21 protein-coding genes and 1 tRNA gene are annotated in these 23,512 nt (G+C 59.9%); 13 read left to right on the plus strand and 9 right to left on the minus strand.

The window, feature by feature from the left end; genetic code table 11:
* Positions 1-510: 510 nt before the first annotated feature.
* A tRNA-Cys gene (locus tag ACZRMH_RS17170) sits at positions 511-584 on the minus strand.
* 193 nt (positions 585-777) lie between these two features.
* A complete protein-coding gene (locus tag ACZRMH_RS17175; protein ID WP_464014444.1) occupies positions 778-1,341 on the minus strand; it encodes a helix-turn-helix domain-containing protein in 564 nt (187 codons plus the stop codon).
* On the opposite strand from ACZRMH_RS17175, the gene ACZRMH_RS17180 reads away from it, so the two are divergent.
* From ACZRMH_RS17180 to ACZRMH_RS17210, 7 genes are all read left to right on the plus strand, one after another.
* The gene (locus tag ACZRMH_RS17180) at positions 1,336-2,364 is read left to right on the plus strand and encodes a DMT family transporter (protein WP_464014445.1); all 1,029 of its coding nucleotides are present in this window, start codon (positions 1,336-1,338) and stop codon (positions 2,362-2,364) included. The two genes, ACZRMH_RS17175 and ACZRMH_RS17180, sit on opposite strands and share 6 nt — an antisense overlap.
* A 168-nt stretch (positions 2,365-2,532) precedes the next feature.
* A complete protein-coding gene (locus ACZRMH_RS17185; RefSeq protein ID WP_464014446.1) occupies positions 2,533-5,463 on the plus strand; it encodes a monovalent cation/H+ antiporter subunit A in 2,931 nt (976 codons plus the stop codon).
* Positions 5,463-5,807 (plus strand): Na+/H+ antiporter subunit C, encoded by a 345-nt coding sequence (locus tag ACZRMH_RS17190; RefSeq protein WP_003446102.1) that lies wholly within the window; start codon positions 5,463-5,465, stop codon positions 5,805-5,807. The genes ACZRMH_RS17185 and ACZRMH_RS17190 overlap by 1 nt, the downstream gene beginning before the upstream one ends.
* Positions 5,804-7,489: a monovalent cation/H+ antiporter subunit D gene (locus tag ACZRMH_RS17195; protein ID WP_464014447.1), complete on the plus strand. Its 1,686-nt coding sequence runs from the start codon at positions 5,804-5,806 to the stop codon at positions 7,487-7,489. Before ACZRMH_RS17190 ends, ACZRMH_RS17195 begins: the two co-directional genes overlap by 4 nt.
* Positions 7,486-7,974 (plus strand): Na+/H+ antiporter subunit E, encoded by a 489-nt coding sequence (locus tag ACZRMH_RS17200; protein ID WP_464014448.1) that lies wholly within the window; start codon positions 7,486-7,488, stop codon positions 7,972-7,974. The genes ACZRMH_RS17195 and ACZRMH_RS17200 overlap by 4 nt, the downstream gene beginning before the upstream one ends.
* On the plus strand, positions 7,971-8,249 hold the full coding sequence (locus ACZRMH_RS17205) for a K+/H+ antiporter subunit F (protein WP_464014449.1): 279 nt from the start codon (positions 7,971-7,973) through the stop codon (positions 8,247-8,249). The genes ACZRMH_RS17200 and ACZRMH_RS17205 overlap by 4 nt, the downstream gene beginning before the upstream one ends.
* Entirely contained in the window at positions 8,246-8,617 is a 372-nt protein-coding gene (locus ACZRMH_RS17210) for a Na+/H+ antiporter subunit G (RefSeq protein ID WP_464014450.1), read from the plus strand. Before ACZRMH_RS17205 ends, ACZRMH_RS17210 begins: the two co-directional genes overlap by 4 nt.
* 15 nt (positions 8,618-8,632) lie before the next feature.
* Here ACZRMH_RS17210 and ACZRMH_RS17215 read toward each other — a convergent pair whose 3' ends face one another.
* From ACZRMH_RS17215 to ACZRMH_RS17240, 6 genes are all read right to left on the minus strand, one after another.
* Positions 8,633-10,123, minus strand: coding sequence for a DASS family sodium-coupled anion symporter (locus ACZRMH_RS17215; RefSeq protein WP_464014451.1), 1,491 nt, complete (start codon positions 10,121-10,123; stop codon positions 8,633-8,635).
* Between the two features lie 110 nt (positions 10,124-10,233).
* Positions 10,234-11,004 (minus strand): energy transducer TonB, encoded by a 771-nt coding sequence (locus ACZRMH_RS17220; RefSeq protein WP_464014452.1) that lies wholly within the window; start codon positions 11,002-11,004, stop codon positions 10,234-10,236.
* Positions 11,001-11,447 (minus strand): protein TolR, encoded by a 447-nt coding sequence (gene tolR / locus ACZRMH_RS17225; protein WP_464014453.1) that lies wholly within the window; start codon positions 11,445-11,447, stop codon positions 11,001-11,003. Before tolR ends, ACZRMH_RS17220 begins: the two co-directional genes overlap by 4 nt.
* Positions 11,448-11,461: 14 nt before the next feature.
* Positions 11,462-12,172, minus strand: coding sequence for a protein TolQ (tolQ, locus tag ACZRMH_RS17230; protein WP_464014454.1), 711 nt, complete (start codon positions 12,170-12,172; stop codon positions 11,462-11,464).
* A gap of 48 nt (positions 12,173-12,220) precedes the next feature.
* Positions 12,221-14,137: a phytase gene (locus ACZRMH_RS17235; RefSeq protein WP_464014455.1), complete on the minus strand. Its 1,917-nt coding sequence runs from the start codon at positions 14,135-14,137 to the stop codon at positions 12,221-12,223.
* Between the two features lie 91 nt (positions 14,138-14,228).
* The gene (locus ACZRMH_RS17240) at positions 14,229-16,763 is read right to left on the minus strand and encodes a TonB-dependent receptor (RefSeq protein WP_464014456.1); all 2,535 of its coding nucleotides are present in this window, start codon (positions 16,761-16,763) and stop codon (positions 14,229-14,231) included.
* 398 nt (positions 16,764-17,161) lie between these two features.
* On the opposite strand from ACZRMH_RS17240, the gene ACZRMH_RS17245 reads away from it, so the two are divergent.
* Together ACZRMH_RS17245 and ACZRMH_RS17250 are read left to right on the plus strand one after the other, a co-directional pair.
* Entirely contained in the window at positions 17,162-18,082 is a 921-nt protein-coding gene (locus tag ACZRMH_RS17245) for a GGDEF domain-containing protein (protein WP_464014457.1), read from the plus strand.
* On the plus strand, positions 18,079-19,113 hold the full coding sequence (locus ACZRMH_RS17250; protein WP_464014458.1) for an AraC family transcriptional regulator: 1,035 nt from the start codon (positions 18,079-18,081) through the stop codon (positions 19,111-19,113). Before ACZRMH_RS17245 ends, ACZRMH_RS17250 begins: the two co-directional genes overlap by 4 nt.
* Positions 19,114-19,176: 63 nt before the next feature.
* Here ACZRMH_RS17250 and ACZRMH_RS17255 read toward each other — a convergent pair whose 3' ends face one another.
* Positions 19,177-20,187 (minus strand): Ldh family oxidoreductase, encoded by a 1,011-nt coding sequence (locus ACZRMH_RS17255; protein ID WP_464014459.1) that lies wholly within the window; start codon positions 20,185-20,187, stop codon positions 19,177-19,179.
* Positions 20,188-20,320: 133 nt separating this feature from the next.
* Between ACZRMH_RS17255 and ACZRMH_RS17260 the strand changes: the two genes are divergently transcribed.
* The 4 genes from ACZRMH_RS17260 to ACZRMH_RS17275 all read left to right on the plus strand — a co-directional run bounded on the left by ACZRMH_RS17260 (position 20,321) and on the right by ACZRMH_RS17275 (position 23,496).
* Entirely contained in the window at positions 20,321-21,196 is an 876-nt protein-coding gene (locus tag ACZRMH_RS17260; protein ID WP_464014460.1) for a MurR/RpiR family transcriptional regulator, read from the plus strand.
* A 13-nt stretch (positions 21,197-21,209) separates the two neighbouring features.
* On the plus strand, positions 21,210-21,965 hold the full coding sequence (locus ACZRMH_RS17265; RefSeq protein WP_261741936.1) for a transporter substrate-binding domain-containing protein: 756 nt from the start codon (positions 21,210-21,212) through the stop codon (positions 21,963-21,965).
* Between the two features lie 104 nt (positions 21,966-22,069).
* Entirely contained in the window at positions 22,070-22,789 is a 720-nt protein-coding gene (locus ACZRMH_RS17270; protein WP_261741935.1) for an ABC transporter permease, read from the plus strand.
* Entirely contained in the window at positions 22,786-23,496 is a 711-nt protein-coding gene (locus ACZRMH_RS17275; RefSeq protein ID WP_464014461.1) for an ABC transporter permease, read from the plus strand. Before ACZRMH_RS17270 ends, ACZRMH_RS17275 begins: the two co-directional genes overlap by 4 nt.
* Positions 23,497-23,512 lie beyond the last annotated feature (16 nt).

Here is a 23,512-nt window from a genome sequence, read left to right on the forward strand (position 1 = left end):
AAGTCATGGGAGAGGTGATGCAGGAAGCCTTGGCTATGCGGCATGATGCTCCGGCTTCAATTCAATAACCGTGTTGCACTCAGCTCCTGCAACCGCCGAAGTTTAAGTGGCCATGTACATCTTTCGCTTCGAAACGTAGAAGTTTCATCATTGAGTATCCTTACACATGAAAACACCATAATTTAACGCGAAGCAAGAAATAGCACAATGCCACCTCACGGCAACCCGTAAGGTGCGGATCTCTTCGCTGGAGGGCGCGCATATCATCCGCCTAGCCGGATCGGAACAATTCCATACACGCCTACGGTGACAACCAAGCAGGCTGAATAGCTCTTGGCTTCTGCATTTATGACTGGCCACTTATGACTGCAGCCCCCCCAGAACGCGGCACTCACTTTCGGCACAGAGAAGAACTAGGTTGCGGAAGTGATCGCAAAAGTTGCGGAAGCGATCATCAAATCCCAGACATAAAAAAACCCCGTAGACGCTAATCTACGGGGCTTTCGAATGTGGAGGCCGAAGCCGGAATCGAACCGGCGTGGGCGGATTTGCAATCCGCTGCATAACCATTTTGCTATTCGGCCAATTGTGCTTGAAATTTCGTTGAAAACTTCAAAAACAAGAGTTTGTTGCTGGCTTGTATCGCTACAAGCATTTGATTCTTCAGCACTTCAGGTTGTTGCCCCCGGGCTGATGGCGCGCATTATGTACTAGAACCTGGAAGCTGGCAACCCCCTGAATTCTAATAATTTTTAGTTATTTTCAGAGGGCCTGTTTTCAGATCACGACATTGCGCACAAATCGCAGTAAGCCGTCGCCTTCGTTGCGGTAGGCATGGGGCCGGTTGCTGGCGTACATGTAGAATTCGCCCGCACTAAAACGCAGTTCCTGCTCGTCGATCGCCAGGGTCAGACAGCCTTCTATTACGTAGAGCTGTTCGCTCCAGCCTTCGGCATCGGCCTGGGAGTGGTATTGCTCACCCGGCTCCAGGGTCCATTCCCATAGCTCCACTTCGCGGGTGGCCGTGGCCTTGGACAGCAGCACGGCTTTGCTCCCCGCATGGGTGCCTGTCCAGGCCACTTCATTGATGCGGCTTGGGTCCGGTGATCCCGGCGCCTGGATCAGGTCGCTGAACGCTACGTTCAATGCCTCGGCAACACGATCCAGGGTGCTCAGGCTGACGTTCTTTTCGCCCGCCTCGATGGCTACCAGCATTCTTCGACTAACCCCGGACAGTTCTGCCAGTGCGCTCTGGCTCAGGTGCGCCAACAGCCTGAGGCGGCGCACGTTGTGGCTGACGTGCTGCAAAACCGATGCGCGCTGTGAAGTTTCTTTGTGCACTATATTGCTCACCTTGTGGGTCTGCGCAGTATACTGCCCAGCTTTGACGCATTGTGCGTCTCCCTTCATGTAGCACGCAAGGTTGCGACGCCATTGAAATTTTCCAGACTGCTGTCTTTGACTTCCCGCTTCAGTAAAGCGGAGTGCGTGCTGATCCTGATCACCATGGTGTGGGGCATCACCTTTCTATTGGTGCAGCACGCGCTGACAGCCAGCGGGCCGATGTTTTTTGTGGGGCTGCGCTTTGCTGCTGCCGCGGCCATCGTCGCAGCCTTTTCAATTCGCAGCCTGGGCGGCATCACGTTGTTTGAGCTGAAGGCCGGGATGTTTATCGGCGTGTCGATCATGCTCGGTTACGGTTTGCAGACCATTGGCTTACAGACTATTCCAAGCAGCCAGTCAGCTTTTATTACCGCGCTCTACGTACCTTTCGTTCCTTTGCTGCAATGGCTGGTGCTGGGGCGCAGGCCCGGGCTGATGCCCAGCCTGGGGATCATGCTGGCCTTTACCGGGTTGATGTTGTTGTCCGGCCCCAGCGGTGCATCGCTGGATTTCAGCCCCGGTGAGATCGCCACCCTGATCAGTGCCATTGCCATAGCGGCGGAGATCATTTTGATCAGTGCTTATGCAGGCAAGGTGGATGTACGCCGGGTGACGGTGGTGCAACTCAGTACAGCGTCTATTCTGGCTTTTCTGATGATTATTCCTACGCAGGAGGCCATTCCTGACTTTTCGTGGCTATTGTTAGTCAGTGCGGTTGGTCTTGGCGCTGCCAGTGCGGTGATTCAAGTGGCAATGAATTGGGCACAGAAAAGTGTGTCACCGACCCGCGCCACCCTGATTTATGCCGGAGAGCCGGTCTGGGCAGGTATCGCCGGGCGCCTGGCGGGTGAACGCTTGCCCGGGATTGCGCTGCTGGGCGCAGCATTGATTGTTGCAGCGGTGATTGTCAGTGAGTTAAAAACCAAGGGTAAAAAGCTCGAAGAGCTTGAGCAAAAGCCAGGCGATGAGGCCTGCGATTAACCCAGTTACACGAAAATTCTTGATTCGAAGCGTTTGTACAGCGAGATGACTGAAGGAAACTTTTACCGGTTTTCGCCACTCTTTGTAGGATTCAGCCACAGGTTGACTGTTGGTGATCTGCACCTCGCCACGTATGATCGCTTACAAACTCCTGCAGATTAGAAGCCTATGTCCCTGATAGTTCTACTGCTTCTGCCCTTTATCGGCAGCTGTCTGGCGGCTGTTTTGCCGCACAACGCTCGTAACAGTGAATCCCTGCTGGCCGGCCTGATTGCTTTGGTCGGCACCATTCAAGTAGCCCTGCTCTATCCGCAAATCGCCCACGGCGGCGTGATTCGTGAAGAGTTTATGTGGCTGCCCAGTCTCGGCTTGAATTTTGTCCTGCGCCTGGACGGGTTCGCCTGGCTGTTCTCGATTCTGGTGCTGGGCATCGGCACGCTGGTGTCGCTGTACGCCCGTTATTACATGTCACCCGAAGACCCGGTGCCGCGCTTTTTTGCGTTTTTCCTGGCGTTTATGGGGGCCATGCTCGGCCTGGTGTTGTCGGGCAATTTGATTCAGATCGTGTTTTTCTGGGAGCTGACCAGCCTCTTCTCTTTCTTGCTGATTGGTTATTGGCACCACCGCTCGGATGCCCGACGCGGCGCTTATATGGCGCTGATGGTCACCGGCGCCGGGGGCTTGTGCTTGCTGGCGGGGGTCATGCTGCTTGGCCATGTGGTCGGCAGCTATGATCTGGATGCCGTGCTGGCAGCGGGCGACAAGATCCGCGCCCACAGTCTGTATCCGATCCTGCTCCCGCTTATCCTGATCGGCGCCCTGAGCAAAAGTGCGCAATTCCCGTTTCACTTCTGGCTGCCCCATGCCATGGCGGCACCCACCCCGGTATCGGCTTATCTGCACTCAGCAACCATGGTCAAGGCCGGGGTGTTTCTGCTGGCCCGGCTGTGGCCTTCGCTGTCGGGCAGTGAGGAATGGTTCTGGATTGTCAGCGGCGCCGGGGCCTGCACCCTGGTGCTGGGCGCTTACTGCGCGATGTTTCAGAATGACCTCAAGGGCCTGCTGGCCTACTCGACCATCAGCCATCTGGGCCTGATTACCCTGCTGCTGGGCCTGAACAGCCCGCTGGCAGCGGTTGCGGCGGTGTTCCATATCCTCAACCACGCCACTTTCAAGGCTTCGCTCTTTATGGCGGCGGGGATTATCGACCACGAGACCGGCACCCGGGATATCCGCAGGCTCAGTGGCCTGTACAAGCTGATGCCTTACACCGCGACCCTGGCCATGGTGGCCAGTGCCTCGATGGCCGGGGTGCCGCTGCTTAACGGTTTCCTGTCCAAAGAGATGTTCTTTGCCGAAACCGTGTTTATCAATTCCACGGCCTGGGTGGAAATCGCCCTGCCGGTTGTCGCGACCATTGCCGGTACCTTCAGCGTGGCTTATGCCCTGCGCTTTACCGTGGATGTGTTTTTCGGCCCGCCTGCCACCGACCTGCCGCATACCCCTCACGAGCCGCCGCGCTGGATGCGGGCTCCGGTTGAGTTGCTGGTGCTGACTTGCCTGACCGTGGGGATTTTCCCGGCACAGACTGTCGGCCCGCTGCTTGCCGCGGCCGCACAACCTGTAGTGGGCGGCGAGCTGCCCGAGTACAGCCTGGCCATCTGGCACGGTCTGAATGCGCCGATGATCATGAGCCTGATCGCCATGTCCGGCGGCATCCTGCTTTATATTTTGTTGCGCAAACAACTCAAGATCGATCGTTTCCCGCTGCCGCCGCTGATCCGCTACTTCAATGGCAAGCGCTTCTTCGAGCGCAGCCTGGTGGTGATCATGCGCGGCGCACGGCGCATCGAGCGGCGGATCAGCACCCAGCGCCTGCAAACCCAGTTGTTCCTGCTGATTCTGGCAGCCGTTATCGCCGGGCTGATCCCGATGCTGTACAGCGGCCTGGGCTGGGGTGACCGGCCGAAAATACCGGGGTCGATTGTCTTTATTACCCTGTGGCTGATTGCGATTGCCTGCGCCCTGGGCGCGGCCTGGCAAGCCAAGTATCACCGTCTCGCCGCCCTGACCATGGTCAGTGTGTGCGGGTTGATGACCTGCGTGACCTTCGTCTGGTTCTCGGCGCCGGATCTGGCCCTGACCCAACTGGTGGTCGAGGTGGTGACCACGGTGCTGATCCTGCTGGGCCTGCGCTGGTTGCCACGGCGTATTGAAGATGTCTCGCCATTGCCGGGCACCTTGCGCAAGGCACAGGTTCGCCGTCTGCGTGACTTGCTGCTGTCCACTGCGGTGGGCGGCGGCATGGCGCTGCTGTCCTACGCGATGCTGACCCGCCAGACGCCGAACGACATTTCCTCGTTCTACCTCAGCCGGGCCTTGCCCGAAGGCGGTGGCAGCAATGTGGTGAATGTGATGCTGGTGGATTTCCGTGGTTTTGACACCCTGGGTGAAATCACCGTTCTGGCCGCCGTGGCCCTGACTGTGTTTGCCCTGCTGCGCCGCTTCCGCCCGTCCAAGGAGAGCATGCAGCTCCCTGCCCAGCAACGCTTGCTGGCCAAGGATGTGATGACCGATCTGGTCAACCCGCGCAGCGCCAGTGATACCGCCCTGGGCTTTATGATGGTGCCGGCGGTGCTGGTGCGCCTGCTGCTGCCGATTGCCTTTATGGTGTCCATGTACCTGTTTATGCGCGGGCACAACCAGCCCGGCGGCGGTTTTGTCGCGGGCCTGGTGATGTCGGTGGCGTTTATCCTGCAATACATGGTGGCGGGCACGCAGTGGGTCGAAGCCCAGATGAGCCTGCGCCCGCTACGCTGGATGGGCACCGGCCTGCTGTTCGCGACCCTTACCGGCCTGGGCGCCATCGCGCTGGGTTATCCGTTCCTGACCACCCACACCGCCCACTTCAGCCTGCCGCTGCTGGGGGATATTCATGTGGCCAGCGCCCTGTTCTTCGATATTGGCGTGTATGCGGTGGTTGTTGGTGCAACCTTGCTGATCCTTACGGCGCTGGCTCACCAGTCCGTACGGGCCCATCGCCCGAGTAATCAGCTGGCCCCGCAGCCCGCCCTGGTAAACCAAGAAGGAGCCGCCTGATGGAAGAAGTCATCGCCATTGCTATCGGAGTATTGGCCGCATCGGGCACCTGGCTGGTATTGCGTCCGCGAACCTTTCAGGTGGTCATGGGCCTGTGCCTGCTGTCTTACGGGGTCAACCTGTTTATTTTCAGCATGGGCAGCCTGTTTATCGGCAAGGAGCCGGTGATCAAGGACGGCGTGCCCCAGGACCTGCTCAACTACACAGACCCGCTGCCCCAGGCACTGGTACTGACCGCTATCGTCATCAGTTTCGCCATGACCGCGCTGTTTCTGGTGGTCTTGCTGGCCTCTCGGGGCCTGACCGGTACCGACCACGTTGATGGCCGGGAGCCTAAAGAATGAATTTGATGCCGCACCTGATTGTCGCCCCCATCCTGCTGCCTCTGCTGACCGCAGCCTGCATGCTGATGCTGGGGGAGAAACACCGCCCGCTGAAAGCCCGAATCAATCTGATCTCCACCCTGATCGGCCTGGGCATTTCGGTGACGTTGCTGCTATGGACCCGTGAGCAGGCCATCCCTGCATCGATTGGCGTGTACTTGCCGAGCAACTGGCAAGTGCCCTTTGGTATTGCGTTGGTGGTCGATCACCTGAGCGCCCTGATGCTGGTGTTGACCGGGGTCATTGCCATCTGCGCCCTGCTGTTCGCCATGGCTCGCTGGGACCGCGCCGGGGCCAGCTTCCATGCATTGTTCCAGATCCAGCTGATGGGCCTGTACGGGGCCTTCCTGACCGCTGACCTGTTCAACCTGTTCGTGTTTTTCGAAGTACTGCTGGCCGCCTCCTACGGTTTGATGCTGCACGGTTCGGGCAAACCCCGGGTGTCGGCAGGGCTGCATTACATTTCGATCAACCTGCTGGCGTCGTCGCTGTTCCTGATCGGTGCGGCCTTGATCTATGGCGTTACTGGCACATTGAATATGGCCGACCTGGCGCTGAAGATTCCCTTGGTGCCCGAGGCCGATCGCGGCTTGCTGCATGCAGGTACAGCGATTCTGGCAGTGGCCTTTCTGGCCAAGGCAGGCATGTGGCCGCTGAACTTCTGGCTGGTACCGGCGTACTCGTCGGCCAGCGCTCCAGTGGCGGCCCTGTTTGCGATCATGACCAAGGTCGGCATCTACACTGTGCTGCGCCTGTGGACCCTGTTGTTCTCCGGGCAAGCCGGGGCTTCGGCGTACTTTGCCGGGGACTGGCTGATCTACGGTGGCATGGCCACTATCGTCTGCGCCGCCATTGCCATCCTCGCCGCCCAGCGACTGGAGCGCATGGCCAGCCTGAGCATTCTGGTGTCCGCCGGTATCCTGCTGTCGGCGGTGGGTTTCGCCCAGCCCAATCTGACTGCTGCTGCGCTGTTTTATCTGGTCAGTTCGACCCTGGCCCTGAGTGCGCTGTTCCTGCTGGCAGAGCTGATCGAGCGCTCGCGCTCCTCTGCCGACCTGGTGCTTGAGGACGATGCCGAACCGCAACCCAGCCTGACCGAACCAGCGCCACCCCCCCGGGGCAGCAACCTGGATGACGAGCAAAAAATCGTCGTCGGCCAGATCATCCCCTGGACCATGGCCTTTCTGGGCTTGAGTTTTATTGCCTGTGCCCTGCTGATTATTGGCATGCCGCCGCTGTCCGGGTTTATCGGCAAGCTAAGCCTGCTTAATGCCCTGCTCAACCCGCTGGGCCTGGGCAATGCAACCGATGCGCCGATTTCGATGGCGGCCTGGTGCCTGTTGGCGCTGTTGATTCTCTCGGGGCTGGCGTCACTGATCGCCTTTGCGCGCATGGGTATCCAACGTTTCTGGACGCCCCTGGAGCGCCCATCGCCGATCCTGCGCCGGATCGAATGCCTGCCCATCGTGTTGCTGCTGGGGCTGTGTGTACTGCTGACGTTCAAGGCTGAACCGGTATTGCGTTACACCCAGGCGGCTGCCGACACCCTGAACAACCCCGAGCGTTATGTCATGGCCGTGATCGGTACTCGACCGGTGCCAAGCCCGCAAGCCAAGGCCGCGATGCAGGAGGTGCAGCCATGAAGCGCCTGTTCCCTGCTCCCTGGTTGTCCCTGGCGCTGTGGGCGCTGTGGCTGCTGCTCAATCTTTCGCTGAGTGCCGGCAACCTGCTGCTGGGTGCCGCGCTGGCCATTCTGGCGCCGCTGATGTTTGCGCCATTGCGCCCGCTGCCAGTGCGCATCCGTCGCCCGGGGGTGATACTCAAGCTGTTCTTTCTGGTGGGCCGCGATGTGGTGTTGTCCAATATCGCCGTGGCCTGGGGTGTATTGCGCGCAGGCAAGTACCCGCCGCGTTCGCGCTTTATCAAGATCCCCCTGGATCTGCGTGATGCCAACGGCCTGGCGGCCCTGTCGATGATTACCACCGTGGTGCCCGGCACCATCTGGTCGGAACTGGCACTGGATCGTAGCGTGCTGTTGCTGCATGTATTTGATCTGGATGACGATGCGCAGTTTATCGAGCACTTCAAGACGGCCTATGAACGCCCATTGATGGAGATCTTTGAATGAGTGCCCTGCTCAACAATGCCATCCTGCTCAGCCTGTTTATTTTCAGCCTGGCGATGGTGCTGACCGTGATCCGCCTGTTCAAGGGCCCTTCGGCCCAGGACCGGGTTCTGGCGCTGGATTACCTGTATATCCTGGCCATGTTGATGATGCTGGTGCTGGGTATCCGCTATGCCAGTGACACTTACTTTGAAGGCGCGCTGCTGATTGCCCTGTTTGGCTTTGTCGGCTCTTTTGCGCTGGCTAAATTCCTGCTGCGTGGCGAGGTGATCGAATGAATGCTGTCGGCGAGTTGTCGCTCTGGATCGAGATACCGGTGGCGGTGCTGCTGGTGCTCAGCAGCCTGTTTGCCTTGTGCGGGGCCATTGGTTTGTTGCGCCTGAAGGAGTTTTTTCAGCGCATGCACCCACCGGCACTGGCGTCGACCCTTGGTGCGTGGGGCGTGGCGCTGGCGTCGATCTTGTATTTTTCTGCGCTTAAGTCGAGCCCGGTACTGCACGCCTGGCTGATGCCGATTTTGCTGTCGATCACCGTGCCGGTGACCACCTTGCTGCTGGCGCGAACTTCGCTGTTCCGCAAGCGCATGGCGGGTGAGGATGTGCCTGCGGAAGTCAGCAGTGGCGGGCGTAGCGAGAATGCTAACTGAACCTGTGGGAGCGAGCTACATCCAGCCCAACCAGCTCCAGTACGTCGCCGCAAACAGCAGCATCAGCAAATAACCCACCGCCGTAACGATCAAACCGACCTTGGCAAACTGTTTGGCGGTGAAGGTCTGCGTGCCCAGGCACACCATGTTCTGCGGGGCGTTGATCGGCAGGATAAACCCGTAGCTGACCACAAACCCCAGCAACATGGTCATGCCCAGGCGGTTGAATTCACCCGGCAAGGTTTGCAGCACCGCAATCAGGATCGGCAGCAAGGCCGAGGTCAGCGCGGTGGCACTGGCAAAGCCCAAATGAATCAAGATTAAAAACGCCCCCAGAATCGCAAATATCCCCAGTGGCCCGACCTGATCCAGCCCGGTATTGGCCACCACCTGCCCGCCCAGCCATTGCCCGGCCTGGGTGGTGAGCAATGCCGTGCCCAAGCTGATGCCGACCCCGAACACAATCACCGTGCCCCACGGGATACGCGCCTGCACATCTTTCCAGGTCATCACGCCAAAACGCGGCAACAGCAAGAACACCAGCCCGGCATAGGTCGTCGAGGTGGTGTCAAAGCTGTGCAGTTTGCCTTCAGTGGCCCATGCCAGCAGCAAGGCGATCGATACCCCCATCAGGCGTTTTTGCGGGCCTGTCATGGGGCCCAGTTCGGCCAGTGATTTTTCCACGGCTTCCTTGCCGCCGGGAATGCTGTCGCTCTCCGGTGGCAGCATTTTCAGCACCACAAACAACAGCACCGCCGACATGATAATGGCCCACGGCGCACCGGCGATCAGCCAGTCGAGCCAGTTCACCCGGGCACCGAGCATCTTGTCCATAAAGCCCACGGTGAGCAGGTTTTGCGCTGCCGCGGTTTGAATGCCGACGTTCCAGATACTGGTGCCCTGGGCCACGACAATCATGATACCGGCGGCGATATTCGAGCGTTTATCCACGCCAAAGGCCAGGATCACCCCCATCATGATCGGCACCACGCAGGCACTGCGGGCGGTGGCGCTGGGCACCACCAGGCTGAGCAGGATGGTTACTGCAATCGCCCCTAGCAGAATGCGCCGGGTGCTGGTGCCGATACGTGACAGCGTGACCAGGGCGATGCGCCGGTCCAGGCCGGTGTGGGTCATGGCGGCAGCGATAAACAGCGCACCCGCCACCAGGGCCAGGGCGGCATTGGAGAAGCCGGTCAGGGCCATGGTGATGCCGGCAGAGGTGCCGTAGAGCTTTGACGGGTCGGCCAGGGTCGGCGCCATGCCGATCAGGAACGCCATCAAGGAGGTGATCATGATGGCGCTGGCTTCGTACGATACGGCTTCGGTGATCCACACCACCACGGCAAAAGCCAGGATCGCCAGCATGCGATGACCGGCCACGGGCAAGTCGGCGGGTAATGGCAGCAGCAGGATGCCGATCATGACCAGCACCGCAATCACCAGGCCTATGGGGAGTTTCGCTTTTGCCGTTGCTGGCGTGGGGGTGGTTGCAGGGGCATTCATGGCCAATTCCTTGTGCTTGAAAACCCGTGCAGCATAGGTCATGAGCGGCCGTCGGGCTTTGATATTGATCAGCTCAGAAGCGAGATCAACAGCCCCTCACGGGCTCTTGGCTACTGGATCTTGTAGTGAAAGGTATTGCGCACCCCCGGCACCGTCACGGCCTGACCATCCACCAGCCGTGGCTGATAGCGGAACGTCGCCGCCGCCACCAGTGAAGGCCGGATAAACGCCGGGTGACAGTTACCCACGACCTTGGGATTGTCGACCTTGCCCTGTGGCGTCACTGAATACTCCACCGTGCAATCCCCTTCAATGCCCTTGTCCAGCGCACGCTGCGGGTAATCGGGGGCTTGCTTGCTGATGGGCAGGTACTGGCGCACATCCGCTGCCGCTGCTGCCTGTTGCGCTCGCCGGGCATTATCCGCGGCTGCAACCCGGGCCTGCTCAGCCGCTGCCTGCTGACGTTGCATCTCTACTTGAGCAACTTTTTGTTGCTCCACTTGCGCCTGTTTCTGCTCCTCCACACGTTTGCGCGCAAGCGCCGCCTGCTCCAGCTTGCGCGCCTGTATATGCGGGTCGACCTTGGGCTTTACCACCTCGGGTTTCGCCTCGACCACCGGCGCTGGCACCACCACTGGCAACGGCTCGGCTGCCGCTGGTGCAGCCACAGGTTCTGCAGGCACCATCACCAGCCGGGTTTTCAGGGTCGACGGGGTCGGTTCCGGCAACGATTGCTCCATGCTCCAGCCCAGTACCAAAAAGGCCACTAAGGCGCTGTGCAAGGCCAAGCTGACCACCAACGCCTGGCTGTTGTGCCACATCCGCGTCCAGGGCAACGGCTGCGCCTGTACCAACTGCCCATGCATCAACGCGGCACTCATTGCGGGGCCTCGGTCACCAGCCCCAGGTTGCTCACGCCACCTTGCTGCAGGGCCGCCATGGCCTTGACCACGCTGCCGTAACCCGCCTCGTTGTCAGCACGGATATACACTTGGGTGTCGCCGTCCTGTGCCACCACCTGGCCGATCTTGGCTTGCAATTCTTCAAGGCTGATGGCGCTATCTGTCTGGTTTTTGGTGTCCAGCTCACTGCCCAGGTTCCAGTAATAACCACCCTCGGCCTTGACCGACAAGGTCAGGATTTTTTGTTGGCTGTCATTGACCAGGGCTTCACTGGCGACCTTGGGCAACTCGATTTTCACCCCTTGGGTCAACATCGGTGCAGTCACCATAAAGATCACCAGCAGCACCAGCATCACGTCGATGTAAGGCACTACGTTCATTTCGGCCTTGGGCCCGTGTTTGCGCTGTGGTCGAGCAAGCATGTTGAAACTCCCTTTCAAGCAACGGCAGACATGTTCCGCGAACCGGCATGCAGGCTGCGGTACAGGCGTATCTGCACCTCATTGCCGAGGCTGTAATAACGGGTCAGCAGGGTCTGGCCACGGGCCGAGAAGCGGTTATAGGCAATCACCGCCGGGATCGCCGCAAACAGGCCGATGGCGGTAGCAATAAGCGCTTCGGCAATCCCCGGGGCGACGGTGGACAACGTTGCCTGCTGCACCTGGGACAGGCCGATAAAGGAGTTCATGATCCCCCATACGGTGCCAAACAGACCGATATAGGGGCTGACCGAACCCACGGTAGCCAAAAACTGCAGGCCTTTTTCCAGTCGAATTTCCTGCTCGCTGATGGCCACATACAGCGCCCGCTCAACCCCCTGCATCACGCCGTCGGCATCCACTCCTGGCTGCTGCTTGAGCTGGGCATATTCGGCGTAGGCAGAGGCAAACACCTGCTCGGCGCCAGCATCTTCATGGCTGACGTCGCGGCTTTCACGGTACAGCGCATTCAGCTCGCCCTGGGCCCGCAGGCGCTGGGCAAAGCTGTCCATATCGCGCTCGCTGCGGCGCAAAATGGCGCTGCGCCGCACGATCAGAAACCAGCTCAGCAGCGAGGCCAATAGCAGGGTCAGCATCACCCCTTTGACCAGCAGGCTGGCGTCGCTGATCAGGCCCCAGATCGTCATATGTTCCATGGTTGCGTGCATAGAGTTGCTCCAGTAAGGGGATAGGTATAAGCCAGTTAAATGACCGGGTTATGGCAAGTGCAGGGCCTTGGCCACTTCGCTCCAGGGGATGTATTTAAAGTTTTGCGCTTGCTCCGGCATGCGCTTGCGACCGTCCTGCACCACCAGCAGGCCTTGGCTCCAAGGGCCGCCGAGGTTGGCCGAGGTCACTTCAAGGCCATCGGTTTCCGATGCGCCATCGATTCCAGCAGCGGCATTCACCCCCACCCGAAATGCGCCGCGCAGGGCGTAAGGCGGCTCGGCGTCGATCACCACATAGCTGTCGTTGCCCTGGCTGGAGATCACCAGGTAGTTGTTTTTTTCAGTCTGATACAGGCCCATGCCTTCGATATCGTCATGCACCTGTTCACCCACCTTGATCACGCTGGTGAGGGTGGCAGGCTGATCGGGACGGGCATCCACCGCCCACACCGCGACATCCTCTTCACCGAGAAACAGGCGTTGGTTGCGATCGTCTGCCACGCACCCTTCAGGCTGGCTTTGCACCTTGAACTGGCGCACCAGTTCGCCTTCAACCTTGTTGCCCCTGGCGAACAGGCGGTGCTGCACAAAGGTGCCGTCCTTGTCGTTGGCAAAGCTGTAGATCTCACCGGTTGGCGCCTTGAACAGGCACAGGCCGTAGATGTCCTTGACCGGGGTGGCAATCTCGCCCGCCTCGTGCACCTCACCGCTGGCGCGATCGATGCTGAACACGCTCAGACTGTTGTGATCACGATTGGTCGCCACCGCCAGGTCTACGGTGCGTGAACCCAGGGTAAAGCCCGGGCGGATATCGACGTTGTTCAGGCGCCCGACCGGCAGATGCTGCACGCGCTTGCCCTGCAGGTCGTACACCTCAAGGCCCTGCTGCTTGTTGGTACCCAGCACGCGGCTCAGGGCCGGGGTTTGCGGGTTTACCCAGATAGCCGGGTCATCCGCCGCATCGCCCTGGCTCATCACCACCTCGGTTTGCACCACAGGTTTTACGCTCGGCAGTACCGCTGGCAATTTTGACGCAGTGGCTTTCCAGGCCAATGCGCCCTGGTACAGCTTGCTGCTGGCGCCGTCCTGTACCAGCAGTTCAAGATCTTGCGCGGTCTGGCGCAGCGCCAGGTGCTCAGGCTCGATCAAATCGCCTAGCGCCAGGCTGGCCACCGGCACCCAGCCCTTGCCCTGCTGCTGATAGAGATGTAATTGGGCGGCTTCTGGATCAAGCCCGAGCATCCCGCCCGGCACCAGCGCCATAGCTCCAGCCGCTTTTTTTACATTGCCGAAGGGCTCGACCATGGCCACGGGCGTGCGCTCGGCATCGGCCTCGGCATGCGCCGGGTAGGCCCACCAACCGACATTTTCTTCGTTGACGAACAGCTGCTGCGCGCCGTCGTCGACCTGGCAGAACTTGGCCTGGGGCGGCAATGGCAGGCTGCGTACCAACAGCGGCTTTTGCAGGCGCTGGCGGTCTGCCGCGACCAGCCATTGCTCACCCTTGCCCTCTTCGCCCACGGTAAACAGGTAGATATTGCTGGCGTCGTCCTGGTACAGGCATACACCATTCACCGCGTAGTCCCGGGCGGGCAGATAAGATGGGGCCTGCCATTGATGGCTCTTGGGGTCGAGGTTGAACAGCGCAACCTGCTGCTTGTCCTTGTCATTGCTGGCCACCAGCACCTGATCGCCCAGCACACGGCTGTCCAGGCCAGCAAACACGCCCGGTACACGGCTGAGGGTGTTGCCCTGTTTGTCGAGCAGCAGCAGACCTTCGCGCTTGCTCACCGCCAGGCGTTCGTCGGCGCTGGCGCCTGGCAAGTAACCCAGAGCCTGGGCCTTGCTGGTGGACCACTGTTGCAAGGTCGGCGCGGCCAGGTCGGCGGCCGCCTGGGCACTGCCTGCGCTCAGGCAGATCAACAGGGACAGCAGTCGGGGGTTGCGTTTGAACGTAGAAGTCATGGGTGATGCCTGTCCGTATAGGGATGTGAGACCGCGTTGCCTGTATCGCGAGCAAGCCCGCTCCCACAGAAATAAAGGGGGCGTCGAAACCTTAGAAATGGGTGAAGGTCAGGCCCAGGGAGTAGGTCGGGCCGTATTCTTCGTACTGGTTGTTGTAGCGGCGGTTGCCGCTGTAGACGAAGTACGGCTGATCCGTCAGGTTCTGGGCGTCGAACTTGATCTGCAGGTTTTTGGTCAGTGAGTAGCGGGCGCTGAAGTCGACAAAGGTCTGTGCATCGACATAGGTGTCGTGGGCTTTGTCGTTGATCCCGGCCAGTTCATACAGATAGTCGGATTTGTAATTGGCCGACAGGCGCAGGCTCAGCTTGTCGTCTTCCCAACCGAGCATCAGGTTGCCGACAGTCTTGGACTGGTTGGGCAAGTCGATATCGCGTTTCATATTGCTGCCGGTGGCCGCATCGAAGCCCTTGATGCTGGCGCTGGAGCGGCTGAAGGTGCTGTTGGCGCCCATGATCAGGCCGTTCCAGGGGGCTGGCAGCCAGTCGAACTTCTGCGAATAGGCCAGTTCCAGGCCGTAGAGCTTCGCGCTGTCGCCGTTGGCGTAGGTGTGCGCTTCGGTGAAGTCGACCCATTCGCCGCTGCCAGCCAGGTCGCTGTTGTAAACGAAGTTCTTGATGTCTTTGTAGAAGAGGAACGCCGACACCGTGCCCGCCTGCCCCATAAAGTGCTCAATGCCCAAATCGAAGTTGCTCGATTCCAGCGGCTTGAGGTTGGGGTTGCCGAACTCCGCCTTGTCATCCTCGATCACAAAACCCGGGGCCAGTTGACCAAAGGTCGGGCGCACCACAGAGTTAGTCCAGGCCGCACGTAGCTGGGTGTTTTTCGCCAGCTGATAGCGGGCGTGCAGCCCCGGCAACCAGTGATGGTAATTGCGCTTGGTGTCCTGGTCCTCAAACACGCCATCGCGCACGCCGGTGCCCTTGGCCTCGAACTCGGTGCCCTCGTAGCGCATGCCGGCGATAAAGCGCCAGTCGTCGATATCGACGGTGTTCATCAGGTACGCCGAGTTGATGTCTTCGCGCATGCTGAAGTCATTGGCCCGGGATGTTTGCTCGTCGTAGAAGTCGTTGGGGTTCAGGCCGCCAATCAGGTCCTTGATCGCCCCGCCGCTAATGCCCGGGCCGTACTGGCCAAGGTTGTAATGCAGATTGCCCTTGTTGAACTGGCTGAGGCTGAGCTGCTCGTCGCTAAAGCCCAGGTCCGAAAAGTCCTTGTAGGACCAGGCTTCGAGGTCGTTGTCCTTGTTGCGACGGCTGACCTTGCCACCGAATTTGACCTGCGAGGCATAGCCCTGCACGTCGTAGTCACGGGCCAGGTCCAGGCGGATATTTTTCTCGGTGTCCTTGGTGTATTGCTTCTGCCAGTCGACCTTGTCGAGGCTGAAATTGGCCGGGTCATAAAAGCCTGCGCCGATAATCGGCCGGGGTTTTTCGGTGTCATAAAAACCACCGTCACCAATGCTGGAATCGCCCTTGAACGTGGCCCCGGAAATGCCCCCCGGGTTGTCTTCACTGGACTCGCTGTAACCGGCCTGCCCGCTGAGGGTCCACAGGCCCATCATGCGTTCGCCGCCGAATACGTAGGACTGGATTTCCTGGGTTTCTTCACGCTGTTTGAGCTTGCGCTTGGTCTTGGTTTTGCCCACCTCGCCCTCGGCCTGGGCATCGGTAAACTCAAAGGCGGTGGAGTTGCGGGTTTCGCTGTCCTTGAAGCGGCTGTAGAGGGTGCGCAGGTACAGGCTGGTGTCATCGTCGGGCTTGTAGTCGAAATTCAAGCCAGCGCCGGTACGCTCGCGGCTGATGTCATAGACTCGCTGCTCGAAACTGTTGAGCTTTGCGCCCTCGCTAAAGTCCCAGTCGCCACCGGTTTCGACGTTGTCGGAGCGAAAGTCGCGTTTGTTCCAGCTCAGGGCCGCCGCCACCCCGAAGTTGTCAATGCCGTCGCCAAGGCTGAAGCGGTCACTGATGGCACCCGACACCTTGGGGCTGGTCTGGTGGCTGTTCTTGTTGTAACCGGCCTCGGTGCTGCCTGTGTAGAACAGCCCTTTATGGTCGAAGGCCGAGAGGCTTTGTACGTCCACCGTGCCACCCAGGGAGTTGGCGTCCATGTCCGGGGTCAGGGTCTTGATCACTGACAGCGACTGCACCAGCTCCGACGGCAACACGTCCAGGGCCACGGCGCGGCGGGCGCTTTCCGGGGACGGTACCAGGGTGCCGTTGATGGTCACGCTGTTGAGGTCCGGGCCCAGGCCGCGCACGCTGACAAAGCGACCTTCGCCCTGATCGCGTTCGATGCTGATACCGGGCAGGCGCTGCACCGCTTCGGCGACGTTGGCATCCGGCAGTTGCGCCACGCCATCGGCATGCACCACGCTTTCGATATTGTCCGAGCTGCGCTGCTGCTTGAGCGCCTTGTCCAGGCTGACGGCCTGCCCAACCACTTCAACGTGTTCGGTGGCGCCGCTGGCCGATGCCTCGGCAGCGCTCAGGCGCTCGCTGGCAATGGCGATAGCCAGTGCACTGAATGTAAAGCCGACCCACTGCGCCCTGCTGCGACACTTGTACATGTTTGTCCTCCCCCAAATACGCACTACAGGCCGGGCAAATGGCCCGACAACTTGGAAGCGAAAGCTAGGGTCGGCGGATGACAGCGCTGTGACAGTGTTCGGCCAAATGCCCGAAACAGAGGGTTTTTAACGGGGTTTTTCGGGGAAATGAGCTGATTTGACCTGTTCCTGCCTCCTTCTAAATGTGGCAGCGGGCTTGCTCGTGATGGCATCAACACGGTGCAACAGAACCACCGCAGCGCCTGTATCGCGAGCAAGCCCGCTCCCACAGTTTGGAGAGGCCGATGTTTAAGTTTTTTTGCACCACACACCTGAGCTGATTCGACCCACACCCCGCGTCATACAGCTGTCACACAGCTCTGTTGTGCTGACCGGCAATCGCTTTCGGCAGATATTTCATGACCTGGTTAAACGTACTTAAACACCATCGCTGGAAACTGTTATTGCTGGTGCTGGCGGCCAATATCGGCGTGCTGCTGAACCTGGCCTTCGGCACCCCCAAAGCCTTCAGCGAATGGCACTGGCTGGATATTTTCGGTGAAGGCGGCACCGCCCTGTTTATGCTGTTCTGGCTGGGGCTGGTGCTTAAAAGCCGGCCCACCGGGCGGGTGACCAACTACCTGGCCAGCGGCCTGTGCTTTATGTTTTTCTCCTGGTGGATGGATGTGCTCGACGAATTTATTCGCCTGCCCAAACACCTGCACTGGAACCACTGGCTGGAGTCAGGCCCCATGCCTGTCGGCATGATCCTGTTGACCATCGGCCTGTTCCACTGGCACCGCGAACAACAGGCCATCAACCAGCAAATGGAGAAACGCGAGCGGGTATTCCGCGAGCACCGTCTGTTCGACAAGCTCACGCCACTGGGCGGTGCCGAATACCTCAAGCGCCAGGTCAGCGACTGCCTGGCGCACAGTGTGCAACAGCAACAGCCGCTGTCCCTGCTGGCGCTGGATATAGACGATTTTGCCGCGATTAACCAGCACTACGGCCATGGCGAAGGTGATGCCGTGCTGCAAGCCCTTAGCCAGTTGCTGCTGCTCAACCTGCGCCGTCATGACCTGCTCTGCCGGTTGGCCGGTGACCGCTTTGTGGTGCTGCTGCCCAATACCGGCGAGAGCCAGGCCAGATTGCTGGCACTGGAGCTGCAACAGGCCGTGCAAAGCCTGGCCCACAAAACCCGGCAACATGGCGAGCGGGTGCATTTGCTGGCCAGTACCGCCGTGATCATGGTCGTCCATGAAGCGCCTGATGAGCTGCTCAAGCGCCTGAACCTGGCACTGGCACGGGCCAAGCCGCCACGGAGCAAACGCGCATGACGCTCAATACCCGCTGGTACGAAGCCGACAGCCGTTTTATTGCCGGGCATTATCAGCCCGCAACCCTGATTGACCTGGCGTTGTCCCGGGATATCGACAGCCATCGCCTGCTGCGCGGCACCGGCTTGTTTTACGACGATATTGTCGCCGGGCAAACCCGCCTCAGTCCGCAGCAATGCTTTGCCCTGATCGGTAATGCGCAGCGTCTGCTCGAAGCCGATGACAGCAGTTTTCTGTTTGGCCAACGCCTGTGGCCGGGGCATTACGGCCCGGCAAGCCATGCCCTGCAGCAAGCGCAAAATCTGGGGCAGGCCCTGGAAACCCTGATCCATCACCGCGCCTTGCTAAGCCCCTTGCTGACCCCACGCTTGTTGCTGGACGACAAATACGCCTATGTGTACTGGCTCGACAGTTGCGGTGCCCGGGAGCAATTGCGTTTTGTGCTGGAGGCCAGCATGACGGCACTTAAGGCCATGAGTCAGTGGCTCAGCGGCGAACGCCTGCCGTGGGAGTGCTGCTTCAGCCATGCCGAGCCGCGGTATGTGGAGCAGTACTGGGTGCATCTGGGCGAGAACAGCCAGTTCGGTTGCCAACTGGACATGATGCGCCTGCCCCGGGAATACCTGACCCGGCCCTGGCCCAGCGCCTCGGCGATAGCCCGGCAGGTGGCTTATCAGCAGGCCCAGGAGCAGTTGCACGAGTTGGGGTTCCGCACCAGCCTGCTTGACCGGCTGTATGTGTACCTGCGCAACAATGCGCAACAGGCACCCGGCCTTGAACAGGCGGCGCAGCATTTTTCAATGAGCCAGGCCACCCTCAAGCGCAAGCTGAACAAGCACGGCACGCATTTTCAGGCCCAGCAGGACCAGGCGCGCAAGCATATGGCGCTGTACCTGTACCAGATCAAGGGTTTGAGCCACGAGGCGGTTGCCGAGCACCTGAACTTCAACGACCCGGCGAATTTTCGCCGGGCGCTGAAACGCTGGACAGGGTGTACACCCAATTTAATCCGGCAGTTTTTGGCGTTGTGAGGTGGGAGCGAGCTTGCTCGCGATGCAGGCAAGCCTGCTCCCAGAGCTTTTGCGGTGTTCAGGTTAGCCCGCCAGTTCACGCAATCTGGCCAGCTCTTCAACTGCCAACGGGATGCCTTCATTCACCGATTTGGCCCGTTCGATAAAGCGCCGATCACCCGGCATGCGCTCAAGCCCAACCGCATGCATCTGCCGCACCAGTTCAGCGCTACGCTGGGCAAAGCTGTTGCCGCCGGATTTGCTCGGGTCGATCACGATCAGCAATTGCCCGGTCCACGGGGTTTGCGCACCCGGGTGTTGCGACCAGTCAAACTCAAACGAGAAATTACCGCCAGTCAGGGCCGCCGCCAGCAGTTCGACCATCATCGACAGTGCCGAGCCCTTGTGCCCGCCAAAGGGCAGCAAGGCACCCCCGTCGAGTATGGCTTTCGGGTCTTCAGTCGGCTCACCCTGCTTGTCCACTCCCATGCCCGCCGGCAGCGAGTGGCCCTTGCGCGCCGCAATTTGCACATCACCATGGGCAATGGCGCTGGTGGCCAGGTCGAAGACAATCGGGTGGCCATCTGCACGCGGCGCGGCAAAGGCAATCGGGTTGGTGCCAAACAGAGGCTTTTGCGCACCATGGGGCACCACGCAGGTCATGCTGTTGACCACGCTCAGGGCCACCAGGCCTTCCTCGGCAAATGGCTCGACATCGGGCCATAGCGCAGCAAAGTGATGGGAATTGCGAATCGCCAGTACCGCGATCCCGGCGCTGCGGGCTTTTTCCACCAGCAGTTCTCGCGCCGCCGCCAGCGCCGGCTGGGCAAAGCCACCGGCCGCATCCACGCGGATAAAGCCCGAAGCCACGTCTTCAACCACCGGCACGGCCTGACCGTTAACCCAGTTGCTGGCCAATGACGACAGATAACCCGCAATCCGGAACACACCATGACTGTAGGAACCATCACGCTGGGCTCGGGCGCAGTTATCGGCCAATACCCGAGCAACCTCTGGCGAGGTGCCATGACGCTCGAAAATCCGTTGCAGCAAGGCGGTCAATTCGGCGAGGGAAAGCGACTGCGTGGAAGACATTCTGGCGCTCCAATCTGATTATTTTTGTCTGAGGCAAACTATCCGGTTATGACAGTTCTCTGTCAATTGTTGACTTAATGACAGAAAACATTCACTTTCTGCAACGCGCTGAAATAAAAACAGGAAAGCAGTCGTGAGCCAGCCGATTAAACAACGCCTAGAAAGCAGTCTGTCAACCGCCGCCCCTTCGGGCCGGGCGATTGCCAGCTACATGCTGGCCAATCTTTACGAGCTGCCCTTTCAGACCGCCGCTGATATCGCCAGCAAACTGGGGGTCAGCGAATCCAGTGTCGGGCGCTTTTGTCGCTCGCTGGGTTACAGCCATTTCAAAGACCTGAAAAACGATCTCAAGGACGACCTGGGCGATGGCCCGTGGCTGGTCGGTGATCGCCTGCAAGAATTCCGCCAGCAGTCGAGCCAGAGCCCGCAGGCATTGCCGCGCAGCTTTGAGCTGGAAGTCGGCGCGCTGGTCAAGGTGTACGAATACAGCCTTACCCCGCAATGGCGCGCTGTCAGCCAGCGCTTGGCCACGCGGCGCAAGGTGTTTGTCGCAGGGTTCCAGACCGAGCGCGGCATCGCCGACTCCATGGTGCACTTGCTGCAATACCTGCGCGATGGCGTGCAACGGGTGGACGGCGCCGCCGGGCATTACGCCGATGTGCTGCTGTGCCCGGCCGAAGACTGCGCGCTGGTGGTATTTGAGGCCCGCCGTTATTCGCGTCACGCCCAGTTGCTGTGCCGCAAGGCGCGTGAGGCCGGCATTGAGGTCACGCTGATCACCGACACCTTCTGCGACTGGGCCGAGCAGGGCGCCAATGAAGTGTTTCGCGTGCCCACCGAGTTCAACCTGTTCTGGGAATCCACCTCGGCGATGCTGTCGCTGGTGCATTTGTTGATCAATGAAGTGTGCAAACAACTGGGACCTGACGTTGAGAAGCGTCTTGAGGCGACCGCGGCCTTACACAATGAGTTCGTGGGTTACACATCCTCACCCGGATCAAAACAATAAAACGAGGTGCTAGATGAAATACGTCATTCGCTTTGCAAGTGCATGTGCACTGGTGGCCGCCGTTGCAGCCAACGCTCACGCCGATACGCTGACTATCGCCACCGAAGGCGCCTACCCTCCCTTCAACACCACCAATTCGGACGGCACGGTATCGGGCTTTGACGTCGATATCACCAATGCCCTGTGCGAACGCATGAACGCGCAATGCAAGATTGTTGCCCAGGACTGGGACGGCATCATCCCCGGGCTGATGGCGAAAAAGTACGATGCCATCGTGGCGTCGATGATCGTGACCGATGAACGCAAAAAGAAAATCGCGTTCACCAATCACTACTACCGCACCCCGCTGTCGATCGCCGTACCCAAAGACTCTGATATCACCGATGCCCAGATCAACTTCAAGGGCCGCACCATCGGTGCCCAGGGTGCTGCAACCCAGGGCATTTACGCCGAAGATCACTACGAGAAAGCCGGGGCCAAGCTTAACCTCTACCCGACCCTGGACGAGGCCAATGCCGAGCTGAAAAACGGTCGCGTCGATGCCGTGATTGCCGACAAATTCCCGCTGCTGGAATGGATCAACAAGGCCAGTGACGACTGCTGCAAGATCATCGGTGACGTCGACGGCACCAATGCCGATGCGGCGATTGCCGTGCGCCAGAGCGACACGGTACTGCGCGAGCGCTTTAATAAGGCACTGGATGAAATCGTCGCTGACGGCACCTATAAAAAGATCTCCAGCAAGTACTTCGACTTCGACATTTACTGAGTCGCCTGCCCTCGTTTGAGGGCTTCCCTGCCTATAACCCTGCCCTGCGCCCAAAAGGTGCGCAGCGGCTGAATTTCGGCCCAATTTTGCCCGGGGATTCGAGCATGCTCGATCAACTCTCACTTCTTTCTTTCGCCAGTGGCGGCTGGGGCTCGGCATTGCTCGCCGGTGCCATGGTGACCATTGCCCTGGCCTTGAGCTGCCTGCCCATCGGCTTGCCCCTGGGCCTGGCCGTGGCCGTGGCGGCGCGCTCGAAAAACCGCTGGGTGCGGGCGTGGGCAACCACCTTCTCCACGGTATTCCGTGGTTTGCCGGAACTGCTGACGCTGCTGATCATTTACTACGGCTGCCAGATCGCCGCGCAAAAAATCCTCGCCATGATGGGTTACGATGCGCAGGTCACGATCAATACCTTCGTGGCCGCGATGGTTGCCTTCAGCCTGGTATTTGCCGCCTTCTCCAGTGAGATCTGGCTGGGCGCGTTCAAAACCATTCCCAAGGGCCAGTTCGAAGCCGCCTCGGCGCTGGGCCTGAGCAAATTCACCACATTCCGCAAGGTGGTGCTGCCACAACTGGCACGCATCGCCCTGCCCGGCCTGTCGAACAACTGGCTGTCGCTGCTCAAGGATACTTCGCTGGTGTCGACCATCTCCCTGGTGGACCTGATGCGCCAGACCAACCTGGCGGTCAGCGTGACCAAAGACCCGATGCTGTTCTACAGCGTCGCGTGCCTGGGCTATCTGTTTTTCTCGGCGATTTCCGGGCGGCTGTTCAGCTTCCTTGAACGCTACTTCAGCCGCCATCAACGGAGCGCGCAGCCATGAGCCTGGCGGAACTGCAAAACATGTTTCTCAACCCCGACCTGCTGGAACGCTACGGCCCGCGCTTTATCGACGGGTTGCTGGTGACCGGCAAGCTGGTGGCGATCTCCTTCACTCTCGGTGCTGTGCTGGGCTTGCTGATTGCCCTGGGCCGGTTATCGAGCAACCGCTTTTTGCGCAGCTTTACCGGCGCCTATGTGTACTTTTTCCGTGGCTCGCCGCTGCTGGCGCAACTGTTTTTGCTGTATTACGGCCTGGGTTCGTTCAAGGGCTTCTGGCAGGACGTGGGCTTGTGGTGGTTTTTCCGCGACGCCTGGTTCTGCACCTTGCTGGCCTTTACCCTCAACACGGCAGCGTACCAGGCCGAGATCCTGCGCGGCAGCATCCTGTCTGTGGCCCAGGGCCAGCGTGAAGCCTGCAAGGCCCTGAACCTGTCGCGCTGGACGGCCTTTCGCAAAATCATCCTGCCGCAATCGCTGCTGGTGGCCATCGGCCCGCTGGGCAATGAACTGATCCTGATGATCAAGGCCAGTGCCATTGCCTCGCTGGTGACCATTTACGACCTGATGGGCGTGACCAAGATGGCGTTCTCGCGCAGCTTCGACTTCCAGATCTACCTGTGGGCCGCCGTGCTCTACCTGCTGATCGTGGAAGTGGTGCGGCGCAGCCTGAAGCTGATCGAAGGCCGCCTCGGCCGCCATCTGCAATAAGCCCATTATTCGGGCT

The organism is Pseudomonas sp. B414 (assembly GCF_055408445.1).